General features: G+C 35.2%; 20 protein-coding genes. 15 read left to right on the forward strand and 5 right to left on the reverse strand.

Annotated elements, in window-relative coordinates; genetic code table 11:
* Nucleotides 1-41: 41 nt before the first annotated feature.
* Nucleotides 42-773 carry a TrmH family RNA methyltransferase gene (locus tag BLR30_RS05350; RefSeq protein WP_089855837.1) on the reverse strand — a complete coding sequence of 244 codons (732 nt, stop codon included), beginning with the start codon at nucleotides 771-773 and terminating at the stop codon, nucleotides 42-44.
* On the opposite strand from BLR30_RS05350, the gene tamL reads away from it, so the two are divergent.
* Nucleotides 759-3,356, forward strand: coding sequence for a translocation and assembly module lipoprotein TamL (gene tamL / locus BLR30_RS05355; protein ID WP_089855839.1), 2,598 nt, complete (start codon nucleotides 759-761; stop codon nucleotides 3,354-3,356). The genes BLR30_RS05350 and tamL overlap by 15 nt on opposite strands.
* On the opposite strand, the gene BLR30_RS05360 is transcribed toward tamL, so the two are convergent.
* Together BLR30_RS05360 and BLR30_RS05365 are read right to left on the reverse strand one after the other, a co-directional pair.
* Nucleotides 3,353-3,970, reverse strand: a complete 618-nt coding sequence (locus BLR30_RS05360) for a SanA/YdcF family protein (protein WP_089855840.1) — start codon at nucleotides 3,968-3,970, stop codon at nucleotides 3,353-3,355. The genes tamL and BLR30_RS05360 overlap by 4 nt on opposite strands.
* Nucleotides 3,967-5,091, reverse strand: coding sequence for a flavin reductase family protein (locus BLR30_RS05365; protein WP_089855842.1), 1,125 nt, complete (start codon nucleotides 5,089-5,091; stop codon nucleotides 3,967-3,969). The genes BLR30_RS05360 and BLR30_RS05365 overlap by 4 nt, the downstream gene beginning before the upstream one ends.
* A 31-nt stretch (nucleotides 5,092-5,122) precedes the next feature.
* On the opposite strand from BLR30_RS05365, the gene BLR30_RS05370 reads away from it, so the two are divergent.
* The 13 genes from BLR30_RS05370 (at nucleotide 5,123) to BLR30_RS17855 (ending at nucleotide 18,067) form a co-directional block, all read left to right on the forward strand.
* Entirely contained in the window at nucleotides 5,123-5,677 is a 555-nt protein-coding gene (locus BLR30_RS05370) for a TlpA family protein disulfide reductase (protein WP_089855845.1), read from the forward strand.
* 21 nt (nucleotides 5,678-5,698) lie between these two features.
* Nucleotides 5,699-6,670 (forward strand): FecCD family ABC transporter permease, encoded by a 972-nt coding sequence (locus BLR30_RS05375; RefSeq protein ID WP_175443606.1) that lies wholly within the window; start codon nucleotides 5,699-5,701, stop codon nucleotides 6,668-6,670.
* A gap of 91 nt (nucleotides 6,671-6,761) precedes the next feature.
* Nucleotides 6,762-7,685 (forward strand): ABC transporter ATP-binding protein, encoded by a 924-nt coding sequence (locus BLR30_RS05380; protein ID WP_089855848.1) that lies wholly within the window; start codon nucleotides 6,762-6,764, stop codon nucleotides 7,683-7,685.
* A gap of 166 nt (nucleotides 7,686-7,851) precedes the next feature.
* Nucleotides 7,852-8,301, forward strand: coding sequence for a MarR family winged helix-turn-helix transcriptional regulator (locus tag BLR30_RS05385; protein ID WP_089855851.1), 450 nt, complete (start codon nucleotides 7,852-7,854; stop codon nucleotides 8,299-8,301).
* A 20-nt stretch (nucleotides 8,302-8,321) separates the two neighbouring features.
* Complete coding sequence (locus BLR30_RS05390) at nucleotides 8,322-10,715, forward strand: 3-hydroxyacyl-CoA dehydrogenase/enoyl-CoA hydratase family protein (protein WP_089855854.1); 2,394 nt, start codon at nucleotides 8,322-8,324, stop codon at nucleotides 10,713-10,715.
* A gap of 84 nt (nucleotides 10,716-10,799) precedes the next feature.
* Nucleotides 10,800-11,264: an IS200/IS605 family transposase gene (gene tnpA, locus BLR30_RS05395; RefSeq protein ID WP_089855856.1), complete on the forward strand. Its 465-nt coding sequence runs from the start codon at nucleotides 10,800-10,802 to the stop codon at nucleotides 11,262-11,264.
* 186 nt (nucleotides 11,265-11,450) lie between these two features.
* Complete coding sequence (locus BLR30_RS05400; protein ID WP_089855858.1) at nucleotides 11,451-12,629, forward strand: thiolase family protein; 1,179 nt, start codon at nucleotides 11,451-11,453, stop codon at nucleotides 12,627-12,629.
* Nucleotides 12,630-12,639: 10 nt separating this feature from the next.
* Nucleotides 12,640-13,185, forward strand: a complete 546-nt coding sequence (locus BLR30_RS05405) for a hypothetical protein (RefSeq protein WP_089855860.1) — start codon at nucleotides 12,640-12,642, stop codon at nucleotides 13,183-13,185.
* Nucleotides 13,186-13,214: 29 nt separating this feature from the next.
* The gene (locus tag BLR30_RS05410; protein WP_089855862.1) at nucleotides 13,215-14,993 is read left to right on the forward strand and encodes an acyl-CoA dehydrogenase family protein; all 1,779 of its coding nucleotides are present in this window, start codon (nucleotides 13,215-13,217) and stop codon (nucleotides 14,991-14,993) included.
* A gap of 160 nt (nucleotides 14,994-15,153) precedes the next feature.
* Nucleotides 15,154-15,447 (forward strand): hypothetical protein, encoded by a 294-nt coding sequence (locus tag BLR30_RS05415; protein ID WP_089855864.1) that lies wholly within the window; start codon nucleotides 15,154-15,156, stop codon nucleotides 15,445-15,447.
* Nucleotides 15,448-15,561: 114 nt separating this feature from the next.
* Nucleotides 15,562-16,008, forward strand: a complete 447-nt coding sequence (locus BLR30_RS05420) for a phosphohydrolase (RefSeq protein WP_089855866.1) — start codon at nucleotides 15,562-15,564, stop codon at nucleotides 16,006-16,008.
* A gap of 7 nt (nucleotides 16,009-16,015) precedes the next feature.
* Nucleotides 16,016-17,158 carry a M48 family metalloprotease gene (locus tag BLR30_RS17850; RefSeq protein ID WP_228400719.1) on the forward strand — a complete coding sequence of 381 codons (1,143 nt, stop codon included), beginning with the start codon at nucleotides 16,016-16,018 and terminating at the stop codon, nucleotides 17,156-17,158.
* Between the two features lie 24 nt (nucleotides 17,159-17,182).
* Nucleotides 17,183-18,067: a hypothetical protein gene (locus tag BLR30_RS17855; protein ID WP_228400720.1), complete on the forward strand. Its 885-nt coding sequence runs from the start codon at nucleotides 17,183-17,185 to the stop codon at nucleotides 18,065-18,067.
* Here BLR30_RS17855 and BLR30_RS05430 read toward each other — a convergent pair.
* Together BLR30_RS05430 and BLR30_RS05435 are read right to left on the reverse strand one after the other, a co-directional pair.
* Nucleotides 18,064-18,786: a DUF2490 domain-containing protein gene (locus BLR30_RS05430; RefSeq protein ID WP_089855868.1), complete on the reverse strand. Its 723-nt coding sequence runs from the start codon at nucleotides 18,784-18,786 to the stop codon at nucleotides 18,064-18,066. The two genes, BLR30_RS17855 and BLR30_RS05430, sit on opposite strands and share 4 nt — an antisense overlap.
* Nucleotides 18,787-18,861: 75 nt before the next feature.
* Complete coding sequence (locus BLR30_RS05435) at nucleotides 18,862-20,673, reverse strand: TonB-dependent receptor plug domain-containing protein (protein WP_089855870.1); 1,812 nt, start codon at nucleotides 20,671-20,673, stop codon at nucleotides 18,862-18,864.
* Nucleotides 20,674-21,119: 446 nt separating this feature from the next.
* Between BLR30_RS05435 and uvrA the strand changes: the two genes are divergently transcribed.
* Nucleotides 21,120-23,912 (forward strand): excinuclease ABC subunit UvrA, encoded by a 2,793-nt coding sequence (uvrA, locus tag BLR30_RS05440; RefSeq protein WP_089855873.1) that lies wholly within the window; start codon nucleotides 21,120-21,122, stop codon nucleotides 23,910-23,912.
* The last annotated feature ends 1,005 nt before the right edge of the window (nucleotides 23,913-24,917 follow it).

Consider the following 24,917-nt stretch of genomic DNA (forward strand, 5'->3'; position numbering starts at 1 on the left):
AGTTGATATCGATCACTTTACGCTCAAACCCTCCAACTTTATTACTCTCTCACTCTGAATAATTGTCCTAAAATAATACTGGCCGCCATAGAAACATTCAGGCTTTCAGTAGACTGAGATTCTCCAAACCTTGGGATCGTAACACTTTTTTCTAACAGCTTTTCTGTTTCAGGTCGCATTCCGTTACCCTCATTGCCTAGAATAAGATTCATTTTCTCAGGCCTTGCGAAAGAATAGATATTCTCTCCCTCCATATCCGTTCCGATATTTACATTTTTTGTATGAGAAAGATATTCCGTAAGATCTTCGTAAACAATATTAACCCTTGTAAACGATCCCATACTCGACATAATGACTTTCGGATTATAAAAATCTACAGTATCTTTACTACAGATAATCTGCTTGATACCAAACCAGTCTGCCAGACGTATAATAGTTCCCATATTCCCCGGATCCTGGATTCCGTCAAGAACCAACTGCAGATCGCTGTCCTCTAATTTTTTTTCTTCTCTCAGATAACAAACAGCTACAGAATCTTTCGGATTTTGCAAAAAACTGATTTTTTTCAACTCATTTTCAGAGATATGAGTTACGGGAATATCCTGACGGTCCAATTTTTGAGGATCGGTAGAAAATATTTCTTTAATTTTAAAGTTTGAATTAAAAAGTTCAGTGATTGTTTTATTACCTTCAACCAAAAACAAATTGTATTTTTGCCTGAACTTTTTTCTATCCAAAGATTGTAAAATTTTTATTGTATGAGCTGTAAGCATTATAAGAATTCTCCTCAAAAGTATTATAAAATTATATCATTTGCAACATTTGTAGGTCTCCTTTATGCTTGTAGTACTACTAAGAAAGTTCCTGACGGAGAATATCTGCTTGTTTCCAATAACTTTCAGTTTGAAGATAAAAAGGCTCCTTTTGACAGTGAGCTTAAAAACTATGTACAGCAAAAGCCCAACAAAAGACAGTTTCTTTTTATGCCGTTGAGTTTGTGGCTGTACAATGCTGCCAATCCGAAATATGATACTTTGCTTAACGAATATATGACCTATCCTAATGAATTGAGAAATCAAAAACTAAGGGATTCTCTTTTCGTTAAATACAATATGAAAAGCAGCGTAGGCAAGAGTCTGTTTTTCGACAGACTGCACCACAATTGGGGATCGGCACCTGTTATTCTGGATCAGGCAAAGACAGAAAAAAGTGCAGAATCTATTGAAAAAAGACTTACATACCGCGGATATTGGGATTCAGAAGTAAAGTTTAAGCATAATCTTGATTCTGCTGCCAAAAAGGCTGCCGTAACTTATTTTATCACCCACAAAGATCCTACCTACATTAAAGAATATTATTACAATATCACAGATCCGGGCGTAAAAAACATTTATCAGCAGAAAATAAAAGAAAGTCTTGTAAGACAAGGACAAATACTGGATCAGACGGTTCTTGAAAAAGAAGTGAACAGAATCAATGAGTTGATGAAAGATTATGGGTATTACAAATTCAATAATCTTGGTGACGAAATATATTTTGTTGCAGATTCTCTTAAAAGCAGAAAGCAGGTTCCTTTAACTCTCGAAATTCATAAAGACTCTCTTGACAGCCCTTATAAAGTTTCCACTATCGGAAATATAGATGTCGCTATTGTGGATGAAGTAGGAGATTATCCCAAAAATACAAAGAAAGACAGCTTAAGAGGCATAAGATTCCATAAGGTTGACAATCAATATGATTCGAGGGCAATATGGCGCGCTATTACTATTGGAAACAAACAAGTGTATGATCAGAAAAAATTTGATCTTACAAGGCGAAATCTTTTGGCTATGAATAATTTCAGTATTCTTAAATCAAGAGATTCTTTAAGACGTGGCGGCGGAACTTCTCCCAACGACAGTATTATCGATGTAATGTATGTTCTTAAACCTCTTCCGAAATACGAACTGAAAGTAGGTACAGACATCAATTATTCCCAGTTGTTGAATCTCGGAGTTTCTCCTTCCGTAGATCTTACGACGAGAAATGTTTTCGGAGGTGCAGAAAACCTTTCCACCAGTATAGCCGGAACATTCGGGTCCATAAGAAGTACAAAGGATATCAGCAGCAGAGTTCTGGCTTATGAATTGTCTGCCCAGGCTTCTTTGAATTTCCCAAGATTATTGCTGCCGTTCGATTATTACAAATTATTACCTAAGAGATATAGCCCGACTTCATCTATTGTTCTGGGAGCTTCAGTACAGAATAATATTGGCTTGGGAAGGGTAAATTTTAACACAGGATTAAATTATCTCGCCACGGTAAATGATAAGGTCTCTCACAGACTGACGCTGTTTAACACACAACTCAGTTTAACGAAAAACAAAGATGCTTACTACGATTATTTTGTAAATGACGAGGCTGTTCGAAGTGAAATATTCTCTGATTACTTTGTTTCAAACCCGAGTATAGCACAGGAGTTCAATGCCGGACAACTTACCATAGATCAGGTTTCCAGATTGATTATTCTTGACCAAAATTATATTTCAGGCCTGGATCAGCAGGGTGCTGACCGTTTTATAGCGTTCTTGGGAACATTGGTAAACAAAGACCGTCAGACACAGGACGTTCTAATTTCATCCTTCATCTACAATTTTGTGTATAACGAAATTGGTAAAAAAGATTATCCGAATTCCTTCTATTTTAATGGAAAAGTAGAGCTTGCCGGAAATATTTTCAGCATTTTTAATCAAAAAAGAAACGACGGAGGAGTTGTCACCAGCCCAGAAAAAACGATTTTCGGAGTTCCATACGCACAGTTTGTAAAATTTGATTTTGATGTAAGAAAATACTTTAAATTCAATAAAAACACGCTGGTTCTCCGTCAGTTTGTGGGGATTGGCATTCCTTATGGAAATTCTTCCAGTATGCCAGTGATACGATCATACTTTAACGGAGGTGCCAATGATATCAGAGCCTGGGTTCCTTTCGGCGGACTTGGTCCTGCAGACTCGCAGATTGACGAGCGGGTTCGAACTTTCATGACAGAAAACATGAAACTGACAACTAATGTCGAATTCAGAGTTCCTTTTAATGATACTTATGAAGGTGCCCTTTTTACTGATATCGGGAATATCTGGGCTTTAAAAAACTCTAATGAAGGATCAGGTGATGAATTCAAATTTAATAAATTCCTGAAGCAGGTCGGCATCGGAAGTGGTTTTGGGTTAAGGGTAAATATTGCTTATATAACGTTAAGGCTTGATCTTGCTTATAAGATATACGACCCAAATAAACCGGAAGGAGACCGTTGGAGACTGAAATATTTCCAGCCGTTTAAACCTACGCTGAATATCGCGTTCGGTTATCCATTCTAATCAGGAGAAATACCCAAAGCAAAATATACAACGGCGACTGTTCTGGCCAATATCTCTCTGAACTGGTTTCTGTAGTAGCTCTCAGGCTTTGTGACATCCTGAGCATCAAATCCAAGAGCATTCATATTATTGTTTCTTGCGAAAAGCAATGCCCGGAGGTTATGAAATCCCTGGGAAACAATGATTACATTGTCTTTTTTATAAACATCTTTACATCGCAGGATACTTCTGTAGGTATTAAATCCTTTAGGATCTTCCATAATAATTTCTTCAGGCACCCCTTCCTGATAGATCAGATAGTTTTTCATGGCGGCAGGTTCATCATATCCTCTGCTTTTTTCACCGCTTACAAGAATTTTTTTGATTTTTCCGTGATGATAAAGCAAGGCAGCGGCATCCATTCTTTTTGTAAAATAAGGATTAGAAGAGCCTGATCTCATTTTCGGTGAAGTACCTAAAACAAGCGCAACTTCTCTTGGCGGAATTTTGGATATTTTATTATAAGTTCTGCCATCCGTGAGTGCAAATACCCACGCATTAGCAAGACATATCAGCAGAATCATTATTTCCGCTGATATGAATATAAGATTAAATATGTTTTTAATTATTCTCAACTAAGATCAAAGTTAAGCTTTATTTTTTTGCTTTTTGCAATCGACATACAGGCTAAAATATGTCCTTTTTTCTCTTCTTTTTCTGTCAGATATTCGTTTTCTAATAGTTCTACTTCCCCTTCCTCAAGAACACATTCACAGCTTCCACAAATACCTGATTTACAAGAATATGGTACGTCAAATTTTTGAATCAGTAATTGTTGGAGAATTTTATCGTTATTATCCGGAAGCTCTGTACAATATTCCTTATTAAACATTTTAAATTCCACTTTGATATTTTCGATAAGTGGAAATTCTTTTTCTACAGGGTAAATATCGTCATTATATTCCTCAAAAAGCTCGAAATGAATATTTTTCTTAGGAATTCCGTGGTGATAGCACGCATTGGCAAGCTTTTTAATCATATCGCCTTTCCCGCAAATCAGAACATCATCTACAGCATCCCAGATGGTAGATTCTTCATCCGTATCATCCAGATGAAGGATTTGATTGATAATCAGGCTTAATTTTTTATCATCAAGCCTTCCGTGAAAAAAAGTGTTTGACGTTTTTTCCTGTGAATAGAAGTAAAATATCTGAAGCCTTTCGCCACAGTTTCTGGCAAGATTGTCCAGCTGTTCCCGATAAATCAGATCTTCACGGGTTCTATTACTGAAAAAAAGAAAAAGTCTCGTTCTCGGTTCGTTATGAAGAATATTTTTAAAATGACTTAAAATCGGGGTAATTCCTATTCCTGCAGCAAAACCTACAATAGTTCTGAACTCACTTGGTTTTGAAACAAGCGTAAACCTTCCGCCCGGCTCGCTCACCAGTAATTCATCACCAATATTATAATTTCTGAATAATGCTGAAGCATCGCTTTCCGGAGAATTTATTTTAATCCCTAAAGCAATCTTTTCCTCAAATGGCGCCGAAGTCATCGAATAATCTTTGATAACATCTTTGGTGTGGGAATGAAATTTTATACTTACGAACTGCCCTGCGTCAAACTTAAAATTCTCTTTCAGGCTCTCAGGAATTTCAAACTCCAGTGAGAAAGTATTTTTGGTCAGTTCTTCCTTTTTCGTTATTTTTAGCCAATGAAACTTTGTAAGTTTCCCCTTATAGATTTGTTGTTCCATACTTCAATTCAAAAATAGATAAAAAATAATTATGAAAAAGATAATTTTACCAATGCTTTTCTTCGTTTCTCTTGTCAGCTGTAAAAAAGAGAACCCAAAAACCGAAGACGGCAATATGACGGCAGATTCTGCTTCCGTATCAGAAAATTCAAATGCTCCGGCAGCATTGAAGATGATGACCCCGCAAGAAACGTCTGCATTTTTAGGTAAAAACAATGATACACTGTACGTTACCAATTTTTTCGCAACCTGGTGCGGGCCTTGTGTAAAGGAAATTCCTCATTTTAAAAATAAAATACAGGAACTAAACGGAAAACCTGTTAAAATTACATTCATAAGCTTAGATAATAAAGAAGACTGGAATACAAAAGTTCCTCAGTTTGTTGATGAGCAGGGAATCCGTAGTAATACAGTATTATTGGATGGCCAAGCTCTAGGAGGAGACTTTTTTGCAGGAAATTTTAAACAATGGGATGGTAGCGCCATTCCGTTTACCTACATGAGAAAAGGTGATAAAACAGATGAAACGTTGGGAATGATGACTGAAGATGTACTGAATTCTAAGATTAACTCTTTCCTAAAGTAAGCTGAATTTCTGTTTTAAATAATGTCGAAAAAATTTAAAATTCTGTGTTTACTGTTTTTGATTGCAATAATCTTTACTGCAATTTTTAATCTGAACACAGGATTTTTAACGTTAAGAATACAGGATTTTTTTACGGAAACACCTCATAGCCTTATCGCTGAAATTCGTATCAACCGGGTTTTAGTCATGCTTTTAGCGGGAATATCCATTCCTACTTCGGGCTTTCTGATGCAGGAATATTTTCAAAACCCGCTTGCCGGCCCCGATATTTTAGGGATTACTTCAGTGGCAAGTCTTTCGGTGGCCTTTTACATCTTTTTTTCCTACAACATTTCACTTCCGGATTTTCTTCAGAATACTTTTCTGAGCTTATCTTCTATTTTGGGAAGTATGGCTTTAATGCTTGTTATATTGTCAGTAGCGGGTAAATTTCAGGATAAATCTTACCTGGTGATATTTGGATTTCTGGTGTCTGCCTTTGCCGGAGCTATTGTTTCGCTGCTTCAGTTTTATGCCGAAAATCAAAGTTTAAAAAATTATATTTTATGGTCTTTCGGAGCTAACAACATGGTTTCAAGGAATCAGATTTATGTGTTGTCAGCGCTTGTTTTAGCTGGTTTATTTATTTCTTTTAAAACCATAAAACCTTTAATCGGAAATTCATTGGGAACTTCTTATGCACACAGTCTCGGAGTTAATCTGAACCGGTTGAAAATACTGATTATCTTATCCTCTTCCCTGCTTTCTGCCTCTGTAACGGCATTTTTAGGTCCTATTTTATTCATTGGCATTATTATTCCTCATTTCTGCAGATTGATTTACAACCCCTCAAAGCTTTGGCAGCAATGGATTTTAAATATGTTTTTAGGAATGTTAATTATGTTGTTTTTCTCTATTATTGCCGAGAAAACACAAATTCCATTGAATGTAATAAGCTCAGTTTTTGGAATTCCTGTAATTTTGACAATGCTTTTGAGACAGAATAAAGTGTGAGTAATAAGGCAAATATATCTAAAACTGTTAATTTAAATCTCTGCTGAATTTCTTTTTAATTTATTAACTATTTTTATCTCTGATTAAAAATATGCATCTACAAATCAAACAGGCAAATATTGGCTACGGCACAACATTAATTTCAGATGCAAATGCACATTTGAATGTAGGAGAAGTATGTCTTTTGATTGGTAATAACGGTGTAGGTAAAACAACTTTAATCAAATCTATTTTACATCAGATTCCACTTTTAAAAGGAGAAATTTCTCTTGGTGGTAGAAATATCAAAAAACTTTCAGTCAAGGAAATAGCGGAAAATATTGCCGCTGTGTTCTCAAAAGCTGTGATTCCACAGAATTACACGGTTGAAGATTTGATTTCTTTAGGAAAATATATTCATTACCCTTTCTATTTTGAGCTTAAAAGAGAAGACCGTGAAGAAGTTTCTCAGATCATAGAAGATTTAGATTTAAATCAATACAAGCATACTTTACTTAGAAATCTGTCGGACGGAAACCTGCAGAAAGCATTTATAGGAAGAGCATTAACTCAGCAATCTCCGTTCATCATTTTGGATGAACCGACCACACACCTTGATGAGAAGAATAAAGTTATGATCCTTAAAACTCTGCGGAAATTAGCGTTGGAACATAATAAACTTATCCTGTTTTCATCTCATGACTGGCGTCTGGCTAAGGAATTCGCAGATAAAATATGGTATATCAAAGATAGCCAACTACATACAGGTATTGTAGAAGATATTTTGGTACAGCATGAAGAACTTACAAGTCCGACTTTGTTTCAAATCAATGAAAATTTTGTTTCTCCGAAAATCATTGCTCCTTATGTTTATAAGGAAATGCTTTTTTCTTTACTTCAGAAAAACTTCTCTGCAGATCTTTCTGCCTTTACTTTTGAATTCAACGATATGTACTGGAATATTTCAGGATTTTCGTCAATCCACCGATGTGAATCATTTGAAGAAATCATTATATTTTTAAAAACCATTTATTAATTTTTCTATTTTTTTATTAATTCAATATACTATGCATGCATAGTATTATGCTAATCATATTAATTAATCATTTTATTTTCAGGGTATTAACAAATTTTAACGTAAATAAATATTATGCATGCATAATATTTGCTAAATTTGGGTAAAACCTTGATATAGAAAATTAATGGATAACAAGAAAGAGAAAATAGAAAACGTCGATTTAATTTTGAAGCAGACCTGGCTGGCTGTTTCTAAGATGTACACGGAAATGGCTCAGGAACACGATTCTACGGCTGTTCAGGCGCTTACTCTCCTTAAAATAGATCCAAAAGAAGGAACCAGAAGTACCAATCTGGGACCTAAAATGGCTATTGAACCCACGTCTCTCACGAGAATTATCAAGCTTCTTGAAGATAACGGATATATCTATAAAGAAAAAACGACTACCGATAAGCGGGAAGTTATCATAAAACTTACCGATAAAGGATTGCATTCAAGAAATATGTCTAAAGAAGTGGTTGTTAATTTCAATAAAAAGATCATGGAGAAAATCGATCCTGAAAAACTTGAAATTTTCAAAGAGGTGATGACCGAGATCATGAAAATTGCCACCAATTTAAATAACAGAAAATAATAAACAAATCAATAAATCAAATGAAAAGAAGAATCAAACACGTTACAGTTCTTGGTTCAGGAATTATGGGAAGCGGTATTGCGGCGCACTTTGCCAATATTGGCGTTCAGGTGTCATTGCTGGATATCGTTCCTTTTGAACTTACTGAAGCAGAACAGAAAAAAAGTTTGACGAAAGAAGACAAAGCGGTGAGAAACAGAATCGCTTCTGAAAACTTTGAAAAACTGAAAAAAGCAAGTCCGGCTCTACTCTATTCCCCAAAATTTGCGGATAGAATAAAGATCGGAAATTTCGATGACGATCTACCGAAAATAAAAGATACTGACTGGATCATTGAAGTTGTTGTTGAAAGATTAGACATCAAAAAATCCGTTTATGAAAAAATTGAACAGTTCAGAAAACCGGGAACATTAATTTCGTCCAATACTTCAGGAATTCCTATTCATCTTTTAACAGAAGGAAGAAGTGACGATTTCAAACATTATTTTGCAGGAACGCATTTCTTTAATCCGGTGAGATATCTTCCACTTTTAGAGATTATTCCGACAAATGATACAGCTCCTGAAGTAATTGATTTTTACATGAATTATGGGGCGAAATTCTTAGGAAAAACAACTGTTTTGGCAAAAGACACTCCAGCTTTTATAGCCAACAGAATCGGGGTATTTTCTATGATGGATTTGCTTCACAATGTTCAGAAATTAGGTTTAACGGTTTCTGAAGTTGATAAATTGACTGGTCCGGTAATCGGTCGTCCAAAATCGGCGACATTTAGAACAGCAGATGTTGTAGGACTGGATACTTTGGTAATGGTTGCCAACGGCGTTCGTCAAAGCGGTGCTGAAGCCAATAATTTCAATAATGTTTTTGCGCTTCCTGATTACATCCAGAAAATGGTTGATAATAAATGGCTAGGTTCAAAAACACAACAAGGTTTCTATAAAAAGGTAAAAAATGCAGAAGGAAAATCTGAAATTCACGGACTAAATCTTGACACTTTAGAATACGAACTTCAAGGTAAATCTTCTTTCCCTACGTTAGAATTAACTAAAAATATTGATAAACCAATTGATCGATTTAAAGTATTGATTGGTGGAAAAGATAAAGCCGGAGAGCTCTACAGAAAATCTCTGGGTGCATTATTCGCTTATGTTTCAAATAAAGTTCCTGAAATTTCCGATGATATATATAAAATAGACGATGCGATGAGAGCTGGTTTCGGCTGGGAAAATGGTCCGTTTGAAATCTGGGATGCTGTTGGCGTTCAAAAAGGTATTGAACTGGCAAAAGAAGCAGGATACGAAGTTTCAGACTGGGTGAAAAATGTAGAAACGTTCTACAAAGTTAATGAAGAAGGACAAAGCATTTATGTTGATAAAAATTCAGGTGAATACAATAAAATTCCAGGACAAGATTCTTTCATTATTTTAGATAATATCAGAAAAAACAAAACACTTTGGAGTAATTCAGGTGCTGCGATTGAAGATTTGGGTGACGGAATTATCAACTTTGAAATCCGTTCTAAAATGAATTCTTTAGGAGGCGAAGTTTTAGACGGATTGAACAGAGCGATTGATTTAGCCGAAAAAGAATATGACGGATTGGTTGTTGGAAATCAGGGCACAAATTTCTCTGTAGGAGCCAATTTAGCCATGATTCTCATGATGGCGATTGAGCAGGATTGGGATGATCTAAATATGGCGATTGCTTATTTCCAGAAATCAATGATGAGGGTTCGTTACTCTTCTATTCCTGTCGTAGTTGCTCCTCACGGAATGACGCTTGGAGGAGGCTGTGAAATGACGATGCACGCCGACAGAGTGGTTGCAGCAGCAGAAACGTACATCGGACTTGTAGAAACAGGAGTTGGTGTAATCCCTGGCGGTGGCGGTACAAAAGAATTAACACTGAGAACTTCAAGGGAATTTCATAAAGATGACGTGAAAAACAACCGTCTTCGTGAAGCTTTCATGAATATCGCAATGGGTAAAGTGGCTACTTCGGCTTACGAAGCCTACGACATGGGAATTCTTGAGCACGGAAAAGATATTGTCGCCGTTGATAAGAGAACTCAGATCATGACCGCAAAAATGCTGGCAAAAAGTTTAGCAGAACACGGTTATACTCAGCCAATCGAACAGAAAGTGAAAGTTCTGGGTAAAGATGCTTTGGGAATGTTCTATGTTGGAACCGACCAAATGTTAACCGGAAATTATATTTCTGAACACGACAAAAAGATTGCTGATAAATTAGCTAATGTCATGGTGGGAGGAAATCTTTCAGAAGAGACAGTTGTAACGGAACAATATTTATTGAACCTCGAAAGAGAAACGTTCTTACAGCTTTGCGGTGAAAGAAAAACGTTGGAGAGAATTCAGTATATGTTACAGAATGGTAAACCGTTGAGGAACTAATAGAGAGCTCCGTAGGAGCGAACTGTTAATATCATAATAATTTATAAAGTTGATGAGCCTCGTAGAGGCGACCTGTTAGTTTTTATGGCAAATACCTACACACAAATTTATATTCAAATTGTTTTCGCCGTTAAAGGAAGACAAAATCTAATCTCAAAGCAAAATAGAGAAGAATTGCACAAGTTCATAACAGGTATTGTCACTAATAGAAATCAAAAATTATTTGCTGTTTTTGCAATGCCGGATCATGTTCATATTCTTGTAAGCATTGGGCCAACAGTTTTAATTTCAGATTTGGTTAGAGATATAAAAGCTGCTTCATCAAAATTTATTAATGAAAAGGGATGGATGCGAGGAAAGTTCAACTGGCAAGAGGGTTATGGTGCATTTTCTTATTCTAAAAGCAGTGTTGATTCTGTTGTTAAATATATTTTAAATCAGGAAGAACATCATAAAAAGAAAACATTTAAAGAAGAATACTTAGATCTATTACAAAAATTTGCGATTGAATATGATTCAAAATATTTATTTGAATGGATTGAAAATTAACAGGTCGCTCCTACGGAGCTCCACGATTTACAAAACAAAAAGCTATGAACAGTTTACCTCTACGAGGCAAACTCTCAAAAAATTTAATTAAACAAAAAATATGAAATCGTACTTAATGGGTTTTTCAACAAATAATAATTACGATTAGACGATTCCATATGACATTATAAAAAATAAAGTCTACATATGAAAACAGCATATATAGTAAAGGGTTTCAGAACTGCCGTTGGAAAAGCTCCAAAAGGAAGTTTACGATTTACAAGACCCGACGTAATGGCGGCAACCGTGATTGAAAAATTAATGGCTGAACTTCCGCAATTAGATAAAAATAGAATTGATGATCTCATCGTAGGAAATGCAATGCCTGAAGCTGAACAAGGCTTGAACGTAGCCCGATTAATTTCCTTAATGGGATTAAATACAGACAAAGTTCCGGGAGTTACGGTAAACAGGTATTGCGCATCAGGAAGTGAGGCGATTGCTATTGCTTCTGCAAAAATTCAGGCCGGAATGGCAGATTGCATTATTGCAGGTGGTACAGAATCTATGTCTTATATTCCGATGGGTGGTTACAAACCGGTTCCGGAAACGGATATTGCTAAAACCAACCCGGATTATTACTGGGGAATGGGCTACACAGCTGAAGAAGTTGCAAAACAGTACAATATCACAAGGGAAGAGCAAGATCAATTTGCTTTTGAATCTCACATGAAAGCTTTAAGAGCCAATCAGGAAGGCAGATTTAAAAATCAAATCGTTCCGATTCCTGTTGAGTATAATTTCTTAGATGAAAACCAGAAAATGCAGACTAAGAAGTTCGACTTCTCAGTAGATGAAGGTCCAAGAGCAGACACTTCTCTGGAAGGCTTGGCTAAATTAAGACCGGTTTTCGCTAATGGAGGAAGTGTAACAGCCGGAAATTCTTCTCAAATGAGCGACGGAGCAGCATTTGTGATGGTGATGAGTGAAGAGATGGTGAAAGAATTAGGTCTTGAACCTGAAGCAAGATTAGTTGCCTACGCAGCTGCCGGATTAGAGCCGAGAATCATGGGAATGGGACCAATTTATGCCATTCCAAAAGCTTTGAAACAGGCTGGTTTAGAATTAAAAGATATTGAGTTAATCGAGTTAAATGAAGCATTTGCCTCACAATCTGTTGCCATTAAAAAAGAATTAGGCTTAAATCCTGATATTTTAAATGTAAACGGAGGTGCAATTGCTTTGGGACATCCACTTGGATGCACCGGAACAAAACTGACCGTTCAACTACTTGATGAAATGCGTAAACGAGGTAATAAATACGGAATGGTTTCCATGTGCGTGGGAACAGGACAGGGAGCAGCAAGTATTTTTGAATTGCTTTAACTTATATTGAATGTCAATAGGCAAGAAAATTTCTCTCTTCATTATTATTTCAATCGTATTAATTATCTATTTTTTTGGATACAATTATGATTATGGTAATAGTTATTGGATGTCAATGTTATTCTTTGTCTTAATTTTATTTAGTTATGTTGGTCTAACATTATCTATATATGAAAAGGTGGCAGGTGAAAATCCCGGAAAATTCTTCTGGTATCCCTGGAAAAAAATAAAATATGTTTTTCTAAGTGGTTTCATGACAATCTTCTTAATTATATTGATTTTCGGTACGCTGTTTATTTCACTTGAATTGTCAAAACAAAGAAAGTATAAATTTTTAGACTCAAAAGAAACCGATAAAATTACTGGATTCATTGCAAAGCTTGACAGTATCCCTAAAAGATATGGCAAGAGACCTGTGGCGTATTTAAATTATAGTGTTAAAGAAAAAAAGTTTGAATTTGAACTGGAAAATAAAAATTCAAAATATAAATTAAATCAAAAAATTAAACTTAAGTATTCGTCAAAACATCCTGATATGTTTGAAATCTTAGAATAAATAAAACATAATAAAAAATCAAGTATTAAATGGGAAATATAGTAAAAGGTGGCGAATTCCTAATCAAGGAAGTTCCTGCAAACGAAATCTTCAGTCTTGAAGAACTGAATGAAGAACAAAAAATGCTTCGCGATTCTGCGAAGGAATTTATAGACAGAGAAGTAGTTCCACAAAAAGAACGTTTCGAGAAAAAAGATTATGCCTTTACGGAAGAAGTAATGCGTAAGCTAGGTGAAATGGGAATGCTGGGAATTGCGGTTCCTGAGGAATATGGCGGTCTTGGAATGGGATTCGTAACAACTATGCTTGCTTGCGATTACCTTTCAGGTGTGACCGGTTCATTGGCTACCGCTTATGGAGCACACACCGGAATCGGAACGTTGCCAATTGTTCTTTACGGAACGGAAGCTCAGAAGCAAAAATACCTTCCGGATCTGGCAACAGGAACAAAATTCGGAGCATATTGCCTTACTGAGCCGGATGCAGGTTCTGATGCCAACTCAGGGAAAACAAGAGCCAAACTTTCTGAAGATGGAAAACATTACATCATCAACGGACAGAAAATGTGGATTTCCAATGCAGGATTCGCAGATACTTTTACTTTGTTTGCAAAGATTGATGATGATAAAAATATCACAGGTTTTGTAATCAATCGTTCTGAACTGGAAAATCCTGAAAGTCTTACTTTTGGTGAGGAAGAACATAAACTGGGTATTCGTGCCTCTTCTACCCGCCAGGTTTTCTTTAATGATATGAAAATTCCTGTCGAAAATCTTTTAGGAGAAAGAAACAATGGGTTTAAAATCGCTTTGAATGCGCTGAACGTTGGCCGTATCAAATTAGCAGCAGCTTGTCTGGATGCTCAAAGAAGAATTTTAAACCATTCTATTCAATATTCCAACGAGAGAAAACAGTTTGGAGTTTCTATTTCAACCTTTGGAGCAATCAGAAAGAAAATTGCTGAAATGGCAACGGGAGTTTTCGTAAGCGAAGCTGGTTCTTACAGAGCAGCAAAAAACATTCAGGATAAAATTGATGAACTGGTTGCCGGTGGAATGGATCATCAGGCTGCAGAACTGAAGGGTGTTGAAGAATTTGCAGTGGAATGTTCAATTCTTAAAGTTTTCGTTTCAGATTTAGCACAACATACAGCTGATGAAGGAATTCAGGTGTACGGCGGGATGGGATTCTCTGAAGACACCCCAATGGAAGCTGCCTGGAGAGATTCAAGAATTTCAAGAATCTATGAAGGAACTAATGAAATCAACAGATTACTAGCGGTTGGAATGCTGATTAAGAGAGCGATGAAAGGAGAATTAGATTTATTATCTCCGGCAATGGCGATCAGCAAAGAATTGATGGGAATTCCTTCATTTGATGTTCCTGACTATTCTGCTTTTATGAGTGAGGAAAAATCAATTATTGCAAATCTTAAAAAAGTTTTCTTAATGGTTTCCGGAGCTGCGCTTCAAAAATATATGATGGATATTGAGAAACAGCAACATTTATTATTAAATGCTTCTGAAATTCTTAACCAGATTTATATGGCAGAATCTGCTGTTTTAAGAGCAGAAAAACATTTCTCTCCTGAATCTGTGGAAGCTGCAATGGCTCAATTAAACCTTTATAAAGCAGTAGAAAAAATAATTGTTGCTGCAAAAGAAGGAATTGTTTCGTTTGCTGAAGGCGATGAACAGAGAATGATGCTTTCAGGTTTAAGAAGGTTTACGAAATACACCAACCATCCTAATATCGTGGCATTGACAGAGAAAATTGCTGCTCATTATATCGAAAAAGGAGCTTATTAGTCTTTTATATATAAATTTGATTTCAAAGCGTCTCAATTTTTTGGGACGCTTTTATTTTGTTGTAAGAAAAATTTCATCTAAATCATTTTTAAATGTAATAAAATAAAACCTTGAATTGTCGTATCATTTATAAGTATCATTTTATTTAAAATTTTTAGTGATGAAAATAGTATTAGCTTCATTTATAATTATTTCAGTGTCGATTTCAGCACAACAAAAGAAACTTGTATTACCTAAAAAGGATACTGCGGAAGTACACACATTTGATCCCCGCAATCAGAATATGAAACCTAAGGATCATCGAAAGAAAATGTATGAAATACCTTCTGTAAAACCCGATGAATCGATGTATTCAAGCCTTAAAGACAAAAGAAAAGATACTACAGATTATAAAATGCTCAACTCATTAAAGCCTGAGAAACCAGAGCCCGAATTGCCTCCTAAAAAAGAATAGTAAAATAAGATTTCTGTAAAGAAAAACGGATTAAAAATATATCAAAAATAATTCATCAAAAAATGTCTGAAAATCTGTAGGCATTTTTTATTTTTGCAGTCTACTTTAGATAAAATGACAAAAGAAGAACTGCTCAACCGAGCCATAAAAATAGCCGACAAGGCACACAAAGGCCAAACCGACAAATATCACGTTCCATACATCGGCCACGTAATGCGCGTAATGGAATACGGCAAAACATTAGACGAAAAAATTGTGGGCGTACTACATGATGTTGTTGAAGATCATCCGCAGGAATTCAGTCTGGATTATCTCCGAAACGAAGGATTTCCCGAGTATATAATTTTCGCCATCAGTTGTCTTACAAAATTTGATCCTGAAGAAGAATATGATGATTTTATAAGAAGAACGGAACGCTCTCCTCTTGCCGTTGCTGTAAAGCTAAACGACCTTCGTGATAATATGGATTTGCGAAGAGTAAACCGGGAGCTTACTCCAAAAGATATTAAGAGATTTAATAAATACTTAAAAGCATATCATTATCTGATAGAAAAATATTAAAAACAAAATGACTAATAACTTACCCTCAATTTCTACGGCTTACCGAACTAAGTTGATCTCTGCAATTATCTCAATAACAGTATTTTTTATTGTATATTTCATTTTAATTCTGATCTCTCTCGCCTTAATCTTTTTATTGGGATATGGTGCCGTAAAAATCATTACCTTACATGCTAATTACCTGACAATTGTTCTTGCATTAGGACTATTTAGTATTGGACTTGTGGTGTTTTATTTTTTGATAAAATTTATTTTCATTAAAAATAATTACAGTAATCGCCATCTGGTTGAAGTTGATCGCAGAAAACAGCCTGAACTTTTTGCTCTTATTGATGAGATTGTAGCTGAAACATCAGTAAAAATGCCTGGAAAAGTATTTCTATCTCCGGATGTGAATGCCAGTGTAAGTTATAATTCCCTTTTCTGGAGTATGTTTTTACCGGTTAAAAAAAATCTGACCATCGGAGTCGGATTGATAAATTCTACAACAGTGGGTGAACTTAAAGCTGTTTTAGCACATGAGTTCGGGCATTTTTCGCAGAGAAGTATGAAAATCGGAGGATATGTAAACCAGGCTGAAAAAATTATTTTTGATACTGTTTACAACAATAGAGAATATGAGCAGACAATTAAAAACGGGTCCGGATATTGGGCATTTCAGCTTTCGGGAATGATCTCCGTTGGTTTTATCAGTGTATTTCAATATATCCTGAAGTTCTCTTCAGACTTTATCTTTCAAAATAATGCCTCTCTAAGAAGAGAAATGGAATTTCACGCTGATGCAGTTGCAACCTATGTCACCAATCCCAAAGAGCAAATATCCTCTTTACTAAGACTTGATCTTAGCAATGCCGCGTTCAATAGCTCATTTCTGTTCTACACCGAAAGTAATGGAAAATATCTTCCGGAAAATTTATTTGAGAATCAGACTGCTTTAATGAAAATTTTCAGTGAAAGGAATAACCATCAATATGAAAATGGGCTACCTAAAATTAATGAAGATGATCTTACACGTTACAACAAAACAAAAGTAGAAATTGAAGATCAGTGGGCATCTCATCCTGAAACGCACAGAAGAATTGAGAGAATCCGTAAGAACAAAACAAAAAGCAGCCCTGAAAATAATGAACTGGCAAGTATCCTGATCTGAGGCTACGATGAGATTGGTAAAATAATGACGAGCAAATATCTGACCCTGAATAACATTAAAAATGTAGGCGAAGTAATTACTGATAATCAAAGATTTATTGAACTTTATAATGAAAAATATCCTCTACAGAAAGTAAGTCTGTACTTTAACAGCTATTATGAAAACCATAATCCTGTTTTAGATAGTATTGAAGACCTATTGCAAACTCCAGAAAATATAGTATATGATGAACTCTTTAGCGATGAAATGATATCTCTTATTCATGAGAAAAATGGAGCAGAATCAGATCTTTTTACTTTAAATCAGATTGCTGCAAATCCAAAAATTGTCAAAACATTCAAATATAACGGGACTCTTTATAAATCAAAAAATGCAAAAAATTTAATTCCAGCGCTTTCAAGAGAATTAAATGACCTGAAAAACAGTCTTGCAACAAACGATATGAAAATTTTCAGATATTATTACAGCATTGCAGATGATGTAGATAAAGAAACACTTAAAAACAAATATCTCAAATTTGCTTCTATAGATCGGGAGTATGATACATTTGAAAATGCTATCAGCCAGTTTATCCCAAGACTGCAGTTTATGCTTGTCACATTGCCTGTCGATGAAATCCGCAAGCACAGATATACATTATTAAAAAACGAAAAACCGTTTAAAGAGACAGTCAGACAGTTTATCGAAGAATCCGCATACAAAGATCTTCTGACATTAGAGAATAGAGAATTGATAAATAATTTTATTCAGTCAGAATATATTTATTTCAATAATGACAGGTATATTCAAAAAGAAGTAGATGCTATATTCACTTTTATTAACGAATACCATACGATACTACATAAGGCTTATACAGATTACAAAGAACAGCTTATAGATTTTCAGGTAAAAATTATGAAAGTTGATTAATCCGCTCCCGGAAACTGGTAGGTTTTAACCGGAGGATTCGTATCATCAATGTTAATATTCAATGCAAGATAAACGAAATGAAAGTTTTTATTTCCTTTAGCTTCAAACTCTCTTTGCCAAAGATATCCTCCTAAAACTCCGAAGGTTTCGTCTATCTGATATCCAAGTCCGCCATAGACTCTGTTTCTTGCAAAGGCAGGCTTTATAGGCGATACAATAAAAATCTCATCATAAGCATTGGCAAATAAAGTCTTAGGACCAATTTTCTTTGCATTTAAAGGAACAGAAACATTAAGACGGTAACGGTAACGCATTCTCTGAGAGTTTTTATCAGTCTGCGGCTCATAAAACCACGATTTTTCAACTCGGAATCTATTCTCAAACTTTACAATTCCTTTTTTGAAATCAATAACATCCTGCAGCCAGACTCTGAATTCTTCTTTATTAATGCTATGTTCCTTATAGGTTGCATATCTTCCTAACCCTACAAAAGGTTTATGATTTTTAGTAAGATTATATCCTAATCCGCCCTTTATTTCGTAATAATCAGGGTAAGTATATTCTTCAATTCCTCTGGACTGCCCTTCAGCGTAAAGAAAAAATTTGGGATGAAATTTATAGGTTATCGTTACTGCATTAAAACTTGAAATATGTTCCTGTGCCTTAAAAAATGTTGTACTTAAAAATAAACTCAAACTTAAACCTAATAGTAATTTCATTCAAAAAAAATTTTTGCAAATGTAAATGAATTAACAATTTGTTAATATTAACTTTAATTCACCAACAATTAACAATTATTTAATATTGAGATTATAAGATAATCCAATATGGAACCATCTTTGTGGCATCGGAACATCAAATGTTTCTGTATATGAAGTATTTGTTAAATTATTAATAAGAATATATATCGAAAAGTCTTTTTTAACAAAACTTAATTTATCATCCAGAAGATTATAGCTGCCATTATTTAATCTTTCATTATAGCGATAAATAACTTCATTGGTAAAGCTTTTCAGGAATTTTGTTTCCAGTTTTGTAATGAACTGATGTTTCAGGTTATCCAAAAGATATCTTGCCACAAAATCTCCCGGTTTTTTGAGTTTATTGTCAAGATAAGTATAGCCAACGGTGTATTTCAGCCAATCATTCATCCTGTGATTTACTTCCGCTTCAATTCCTTTAATATTTGTTTCTCCGATATTTTGTGCGTACCATACAGCGTCATTGGTATCTATTTTCGTCCAGTCAATTGCATCATTCGAATCCCTTAAAAATCCACTGATTTTGGCTAAAACACTTTTCGTTTGAAATTGATAACCGATTTCTGCATACAATGCATTCTCAGGTAACAGATTTTCATTTCCATGTTCCGTTTTACTTACATAATAAAGATCTGTGAATGTCGGAATACGGTGAACTTTTGCGATATTTCCGTAAATCTTATTGTTAGAGTTAAAATTATATCCCACATCTAAACCCGGATAGAAAAAATTTCCTTCTTTAGAATAATTTGCCCACGAAATTCCCGGGCTGATATTTAATTTTTTATCTAATAAAGAAAAGTGATGCTCAAAGAAAACCTGCGAAACAAAACGGTTTCTTTCTCCAAGATTATTACTTGCCAGAAATTCTTTTCGCAGCTCCACTCCGATTCCTGTTGTTCCCAATCCCCAGTTGTAAGCAGAATTTACCTCTCCGCCAACATTATTTCCAATATGCATATTTCGGTAGATTTCGGGCTTTTCCCTGTTATAAAGGTACATATCCTGCCCTCTTCGCCAGTAGACATTTGAATTAAGTTTTAAACTTCCAAATTGCTGCTGATGCGAGACGCTTATTACTGAAGCCTGAGTTTCCTCATATTGCTCTGTTGCCGCTTTTGAAGCATAAAAACCATTAGCACCAAATTTTTTCTCAGAAAAACCGGCCTGAAGTCTTATGTTTCCGTCTTTTATATTCAGCTTACTCTGGTAAAAAATATTTCTGATTTCATAATCGGTATTGTGCATATATCCTTGTGAAGCTGAAGAATTGACTTGTAAAGAATTCGAGAATTTTTCATTTCCCAGCTGAGCATTAAGCCCTAAACCATACGTTTCATAATCTCCGGCTTCTGCATTGATCTTTACTCTTTTTCCGGGATTGATTTTAGTAATTACATTGATGACTCCGGCGTAAGCATTTTGACCAAAACGTCTGGCAGCAGGTCCTTTTATAATCTCAATTCGTTCTACATCATCCAGATCCAAAGGAAGATTCATGGAATTGTGTCCCGTTTGGGAATCATTCATTCTGATACCGTTTAAAAGTAAAAGAACCTGTTCCGAAGAACTTCCCCGAAAACCTATATCACTCTGTACACCATTTGCTCCTCTCCTTCTGATGTCCATTCCGGTCACCTGCTGCAGTATTTCATCGATACTTTTTGCAGGAGAATTGATGATTTCTTCTCGGGTAATAACAGATATATTTTGATTGGCACTTTTATAAGGTGTCGAAAACAGTTTTCCCTGAATTTCAATAGTTTCGATATCCGTTGAATTCTCCTGTGCCTTTGCAAAAAACAATATTCCAAGAAAAAAAATACTTCCTGCTTTTTTAATCATATGTCAGAATTATAGTCGATTATTTAATGAGTCCAAAAGTAACAGACTTCTACAACACATACAAATGATAGTTGTCATAAAAAAAATGCAGTTGGGGAAACTGCATTTCAGGAAGTAATTTCATTATTTTTTCCTTAATTGAAAATGTAAAACAGTTTTTTTAAAATTTCTTCCATTTCTGTATTACAAATTCATTATTGCAATTTTATAGAATTTTATCAAATAAAACAATAGTATTCAAATAAAATAATGTTAAAAAATCAAAATACTGTATAATAATATTAATCAGGAATAGATTGTATTTCATCAGGTTTTTGAATGAAATGTTTTAAGTATTAGTGTAAAATTAAGCCTGTTATCAACAAAAACAATCTGCCTAACTTAGCCGGAATTATTAACATAAAGTCCGCCAAAAAATTCGTAATTTTGTTAGTCTTAATTTTACTATGGCCAATACAACAGATATAGATATAAAAAAACAGATTTTCGTTAAGAATGCACATCTTAACAATCTGAAACACATAGATGTTCTCATCCCTAAAAACAAACTGATCGTCATTACGGGAGTTTCCGGAAGCGGAAAATCCTCATTAGCTTTCGATACCATTTATGCAGAAGGACAGAGAAGATATGTAGAAAGTCTTAGCTCATATGCACGTCAGTTTTTAGGTAAACTTGAAAAACCTAAAGTTGATGATATTAAAGGGCTTGCACCTTCTATTGCCATTCAGCAAAAAGTCATTTCCTCAAACCCTCGTTCAACCGTCGGTACTTCAACGGAAATTTATGATTATCTGAAACTTCTTTTTGCCAGAATCGGTAAAACATTTTCTCCGGTTTCCGGTGAGGAAGTAAAGAAAGATTCGGTTTCTGATGTTGTAGATTTCATTAAATCTTCCAAAAAAGAAACTTCATTTCTACTGACAGCGCCATTGGAATACAATGCCGACAACTTTGCAGAAACCCTCAATGTTCTTAAACTCGCAGGATTTACCCGGCTTGAGATCAACGGAAATATAGCCGGCATCGAAGATCTGGAAAGCTTCGGATTCACTCCCGAAAAAGGAATGGTTATGAATCTTGTGATCGACCGTTTCTCTTACGAAGAAGACGAAAGTTTCCTGCAACGTCTTGCAGATTCTATTCAGATGGCTTTTTATGAAGGACGCGGTTACTGCTCTTTAAAAAATACAGATACCGGAACCATTAAAGAATTTTCTAATAAATTTGAACTGGATGGAATAGAATTCCTGGAACCCAACGTTCACTTCTTCAGCTTTAATAATCCTTACGGTGCCTGCCCTACGTGCGAAGGATATGGTAAAGTAATAGGGATTGATGAAGACCTCGTCATTCCCAACAAAGCCTTATCTATTTTCGAAGATGCTGTTGCATCATGGAGAGGAGAAAGCATGAGTGAATGGAAGAAAGATTTCATTAAAAAAGCCAAAGACTTTCCTATTCATAAACCTTACCATCAGTTAACAAAAGAACAGAAGAAATATCTCTGGAAAGGTGACGGCAAAAGTACCTTTCCTTCTATCGACAATTTCTTCAGAATGCTTGAGGAAAACCTGTACAAAATACAGTATAGGGTAATGCTTTCCAGGTATCGTGGAAAAACCCTCTGCCCTACCTGCGAAGGACTCAGGTTACGTGAAGAAACAAGTTGGGTAAAAGTCGACGGACACAACATACAGTCCATGATCGAGCTGCCTTTAGATGAACTATTTCCTTTAATGAACAGCTTAAAATTATCTGAACACGATCAGGAAGTGGCCAAGAGATTACTGTATGAAATCACCACACGCCTTGAGTTTCTTTTAAAAGTTGGCTTGGGATATTTAACCCTGAACCGTACTTCCAACACGCTTTCCGGTGGTGAGAGCCAGAGAATAAATCTCGCGACAAGCTTGGGAAGTTCACTTGTAGGCTCTATTTATATCCTTGATGAGCCATCCATCGGATTACACTCCAGAGATACGGAAAATCTTATTGAAGTACTGAAAAACCTCCGCGATCTCGGAAACACCGTGATTGTTGTAGAACATGATGAAGACGTAATGAAAGCGGCAGATTACATCATCGATATTGGTCCCGAAGCGGGCTATCTCGGTGGAGAACTCGTTTTCGCAGGAGATTATGACGAATTAAAAGATGCCGATACGCTCACTTCAAAATACCTTACCGGAAGGCTGGAAATTGAGGTTCCTGAAAAAAGAAGAAAAACAAAAGAATGGATTCATATAAAGGGAGCACGCCAGAATAATCTTAAAAACATTGATGTAGACATCCCTCTCGAAAGTCTTGTGGTTATATCAGGAGTTTCCGGAAGTGGAAAATCCACTTTAATGAAAGAAATTCTTACCAATGACATCCAGTTACAACTCGGAATGGGCGGTAAGAAAGGTGATTATGATTCGGTTGAATTTCCACACAAACTGGTTAAACATATTGAACTGATTGACCAGAATCCGATCGGAAAATCTTCACGCTCCAATCCCGTAACCTATCTGAAAGCGTATGACGATATCAGGGATCTGTTTGCCAAACAGAAAGTAGCGAAAATGATGGGATATAAGCCTAAACATTTTTCTTTTAATGTAGATGGCGGAAGATGCGACGAGTGCAAAGGTGAAGGCGTAATCAGTGTATCGATGCAGTTTATGGCGGATATAGAAATACAGTGCGAAGTTTGCAAAGGTACCCGTTTCAAGAGTGAAATTCTTGATGTGAAATATGATGAAAAAAATATCTCGGATATTCTTCATATGACTGTAGATGAAGCATTGGCGTTTTTCACAGATAATGATGAAACCAAAATCGTAACCAAGCTGAAACCTTTACACGAAGTAGGTTTGGGATATCTTCAGCTGGGTCAGAGCTCATCTACCCTTTCGGGAGGTGAGGCGCAACGGGTAAAACTGGCATCATTCCTTGTAAAAGGAGTAACTACTGATAAGACACTTTTCATTTTTGATGAACCATCCACCGGGCTTCATTTTCACGATATTAAGAAATTGCTGATATCATTGCAGGCTTTAATTGATCTTGGGCATTCTGTGATTGTTATTGAACATCAGCCGGATATCATCAAATGTGCGGATTATATTATCGATATTGGTCCGGAAGCCGGAAAACACGGAGGCGAAGTCGTATTTGCAGGAACTCCTGAAAAGCTGGCAAAAAATACCAAGTCTCAAACCGCAAAATACATTAAAGAAAAGCTGGAAAAATAAACTGAAAGAGAGTCGCAAGGCTCTCTTTTTTCTTTAGAGGATGCTAGAACAGCTGATGGTTTTTTCGTTGATGGTTGATAGCCTATTGTTCATTCTTAATACTTGTTGAACTGCATCAAAGTATTTTACATACGTCTATTCGAGTGAAATTCTGAAAGAATTTTGTATCGAGAATCAATGCTTTCAATAAAAAGTTTCTTCTTAAAAAAACAAACAATGAACTTTTAAGCATAAAAAAATTAAACAGTCTGCCAATTTTTAAAACTTATTGCTTCAAAATTTCTAAAAAAAATCCTCCCATTTCAGTTAATTTTTCGACTATTTTGGACACTTATCTAATCTATTTTTTCTAATTCATAAAGATCATTATAAAAAATAATGCGTATGAATTGGCAAAATTACCTGCATCATTTATAAAATTTATATGGATAAATCAGACAATTTATCCATATAAATTTTATGAACTATCTTGACTCCTCTTCAAAATACGATATATCACATTGAAATACAAATATTTAAAACAGAAATCTTTTAATTCCGAAATACAATAAAATCCAGAGTAATAAAAAAAGTGAAAACTAAGATTTTTCACCAAAATTTTAATGAATTTGAATTACTGGTTTTCTATTTAAATGACCGGAGCAAAATAGTAACCGTCTGCATCTTAAAAAAATTAAACAGTGAATTCTTTCGCCTTATAATTTATTTAAAAACTTGTTTAAACTAATTTCAGAATTAACCACAAACCAAAGGTTCGACGGAGTCAAAAGTCACAAAAGATAACGATAAAGCAGTAATCAGAATATTCAAAGTTTTCAAAAGAATAAAAATCGAAGATTTTTTAAGCTATTGAGATCTTTTTCATTTCTAGTCATCTACTTTAAATATAAGTTAAACTCATCTTTTGTGACTCGTATGTTTGCGTAAGAAAGATTTACGTTTTACATAGGATAACAAAAAGCTAAGAGACAGAAGAAATATTTTGTGTCAGGTAGTTAATTTGAT

This window comes from Chryseobacterium taeanense (genome assembly GCF_900099685.1).
In the GTDB taxonomy this organism is placed as follows: Bacteria; Bacteroidota; Bacteroidia; order Flavobacteriales; family Weeksellaceae; genus Chryseobacterium; species Chryseobacterium taeanense.

Excerpts from the sequence above, each read along its gene's own strand:
- tamL (WP_089855839.1), top strand. The coding sequence starts at position 759 with ATGAGCTGTAAGCATTATAAGAATTCTCCTCAAAAGTATTATAAAATT.
- BLR30_RS05350 (WP_089855837.1), bottom strand. The coding sequence starts at position 773 with ATGCTTACAGCTCATACAATAAAAATTTTACAATCTTTGGATAGAAAA.
- BLR30_RS05365 (WP_089855842.1), bottom strand. The coding sequence starts at position 5,091 with ATGGAACAACAAATCTATAAGGGGAAACTTACAAAGTTTCATTGGCTA.
- BLR30_RS05370 (WP_089855845.1), top strand. The coding sequence starts at position 5,123 with ATGAAAAAGATAATTTTACCAATGCTTTTCTTCGTTTCTCTTGTCAGC.
- BLR30_RS05375 (WP_175443606.1), top strand. The coding sequence starts at position 5,699 with ATGTCGAAAAAATTTAAAATTCTGTGTTTACTGTTTTTGATTGCAATA.
- BLR30_RS05380 (WP_089855848.1), top strand. The coding sequence starts at position 6,762 with ATGCATCTACAAATCAAACAGGCAAATATTGGCTACGGCACAACATTA.
- BLR30_RS05385 (WP_089855851.1), top strand. The coding sequence starts at position 7,852 with ATGGATAACAAGAAAGAGAAAATAGAAAACGTCGATTTAATTTTGAAG.
- BLR30_RS05390 (WP_089855854.1), top strand. The coding sequence starts at position 8,322 with ATGAAAAGAAGAATCAAACACGTTACAGTTCTTGGTTCAGGAATTATG.
- tnpA (WP_089855856.1), top strand. The coding sequence starts at position 10,800 with ATGGCAAATACCTACACACAAATTTATATTCAAATTGTTTTCGCCGTT.
- BLR30_RS05400 (WP_089855858.1), top strand. The coding sequence starts at position 11,451 with ATGAAAACAGCATATATAGTAAAGGGTTTCAGAACTGCCGTTGGAAAA.
- BLR30_RS05405 (WP_089855860.1), top strand. The coding sequence starts at position 12,640 with ATGTCAATAGGCAAGAAAATTTCTCTCTTCATTATTATTTCAATCGTA.
- BLR30_RS05410 (WP_089855862.1), top strand. The coding sequence starts at position 13,215 with ATGGGAAATATAGTAAAAGGTGGCGAATTCCTAATCAAGGAAGTTCCT.
- BLR30_RS05415 (WP_089855864.1), top strand. The coding sequence starts at position 15,154 with ATGAAAATAGTATTAGCTTCATTTATAATTATTTCAGTGTCGATTTCA.
- BLR30_RS05420 (WP_089855866.1), top strand. The coding sequence starts at position 15,562 with ATGACAAAAGAAGAACTGCTCAACCGAGCCATAAAAATAGCCGACAAG.
- BLR30_RS17850 (WP_228400719.1), top strand. The coding sequence starts at position 16,016 with ATGACTAATAACTTACCCTCAATTTCTACGGCTTACCGAACTAAGTTG.
- BLR30_RS17855 (WP_228400720.1), top strand. The coding sequence starts at position 17,183 with ATGACGAGCAAATATCTGACCCTGAATAACATTAAAAATGTAGGCGAA.
- BLR30_RS05430 (WP_089855868.1), bottom strand. The coding sequence starts at position 18,786 with ATGAAATTACTATTAGGTTTAAGTTTGAGTTTATTTTTAAGTACAACA.
- BLR30_RS05435 (WP_089855870.1), bottom strand. The coding sequence starts at position 20,673 with ATGATTAAAAAAGCAGGAAGTATTTTTTTTCTTGGAATATTGTTTTTT.
- uvrA (WP_089855873.1), top strand. The coding sequence starts at position 21,120 with ATGGCCAATACAACAGATATAGATATAAAAAAACAGATTTTCGTTAAG.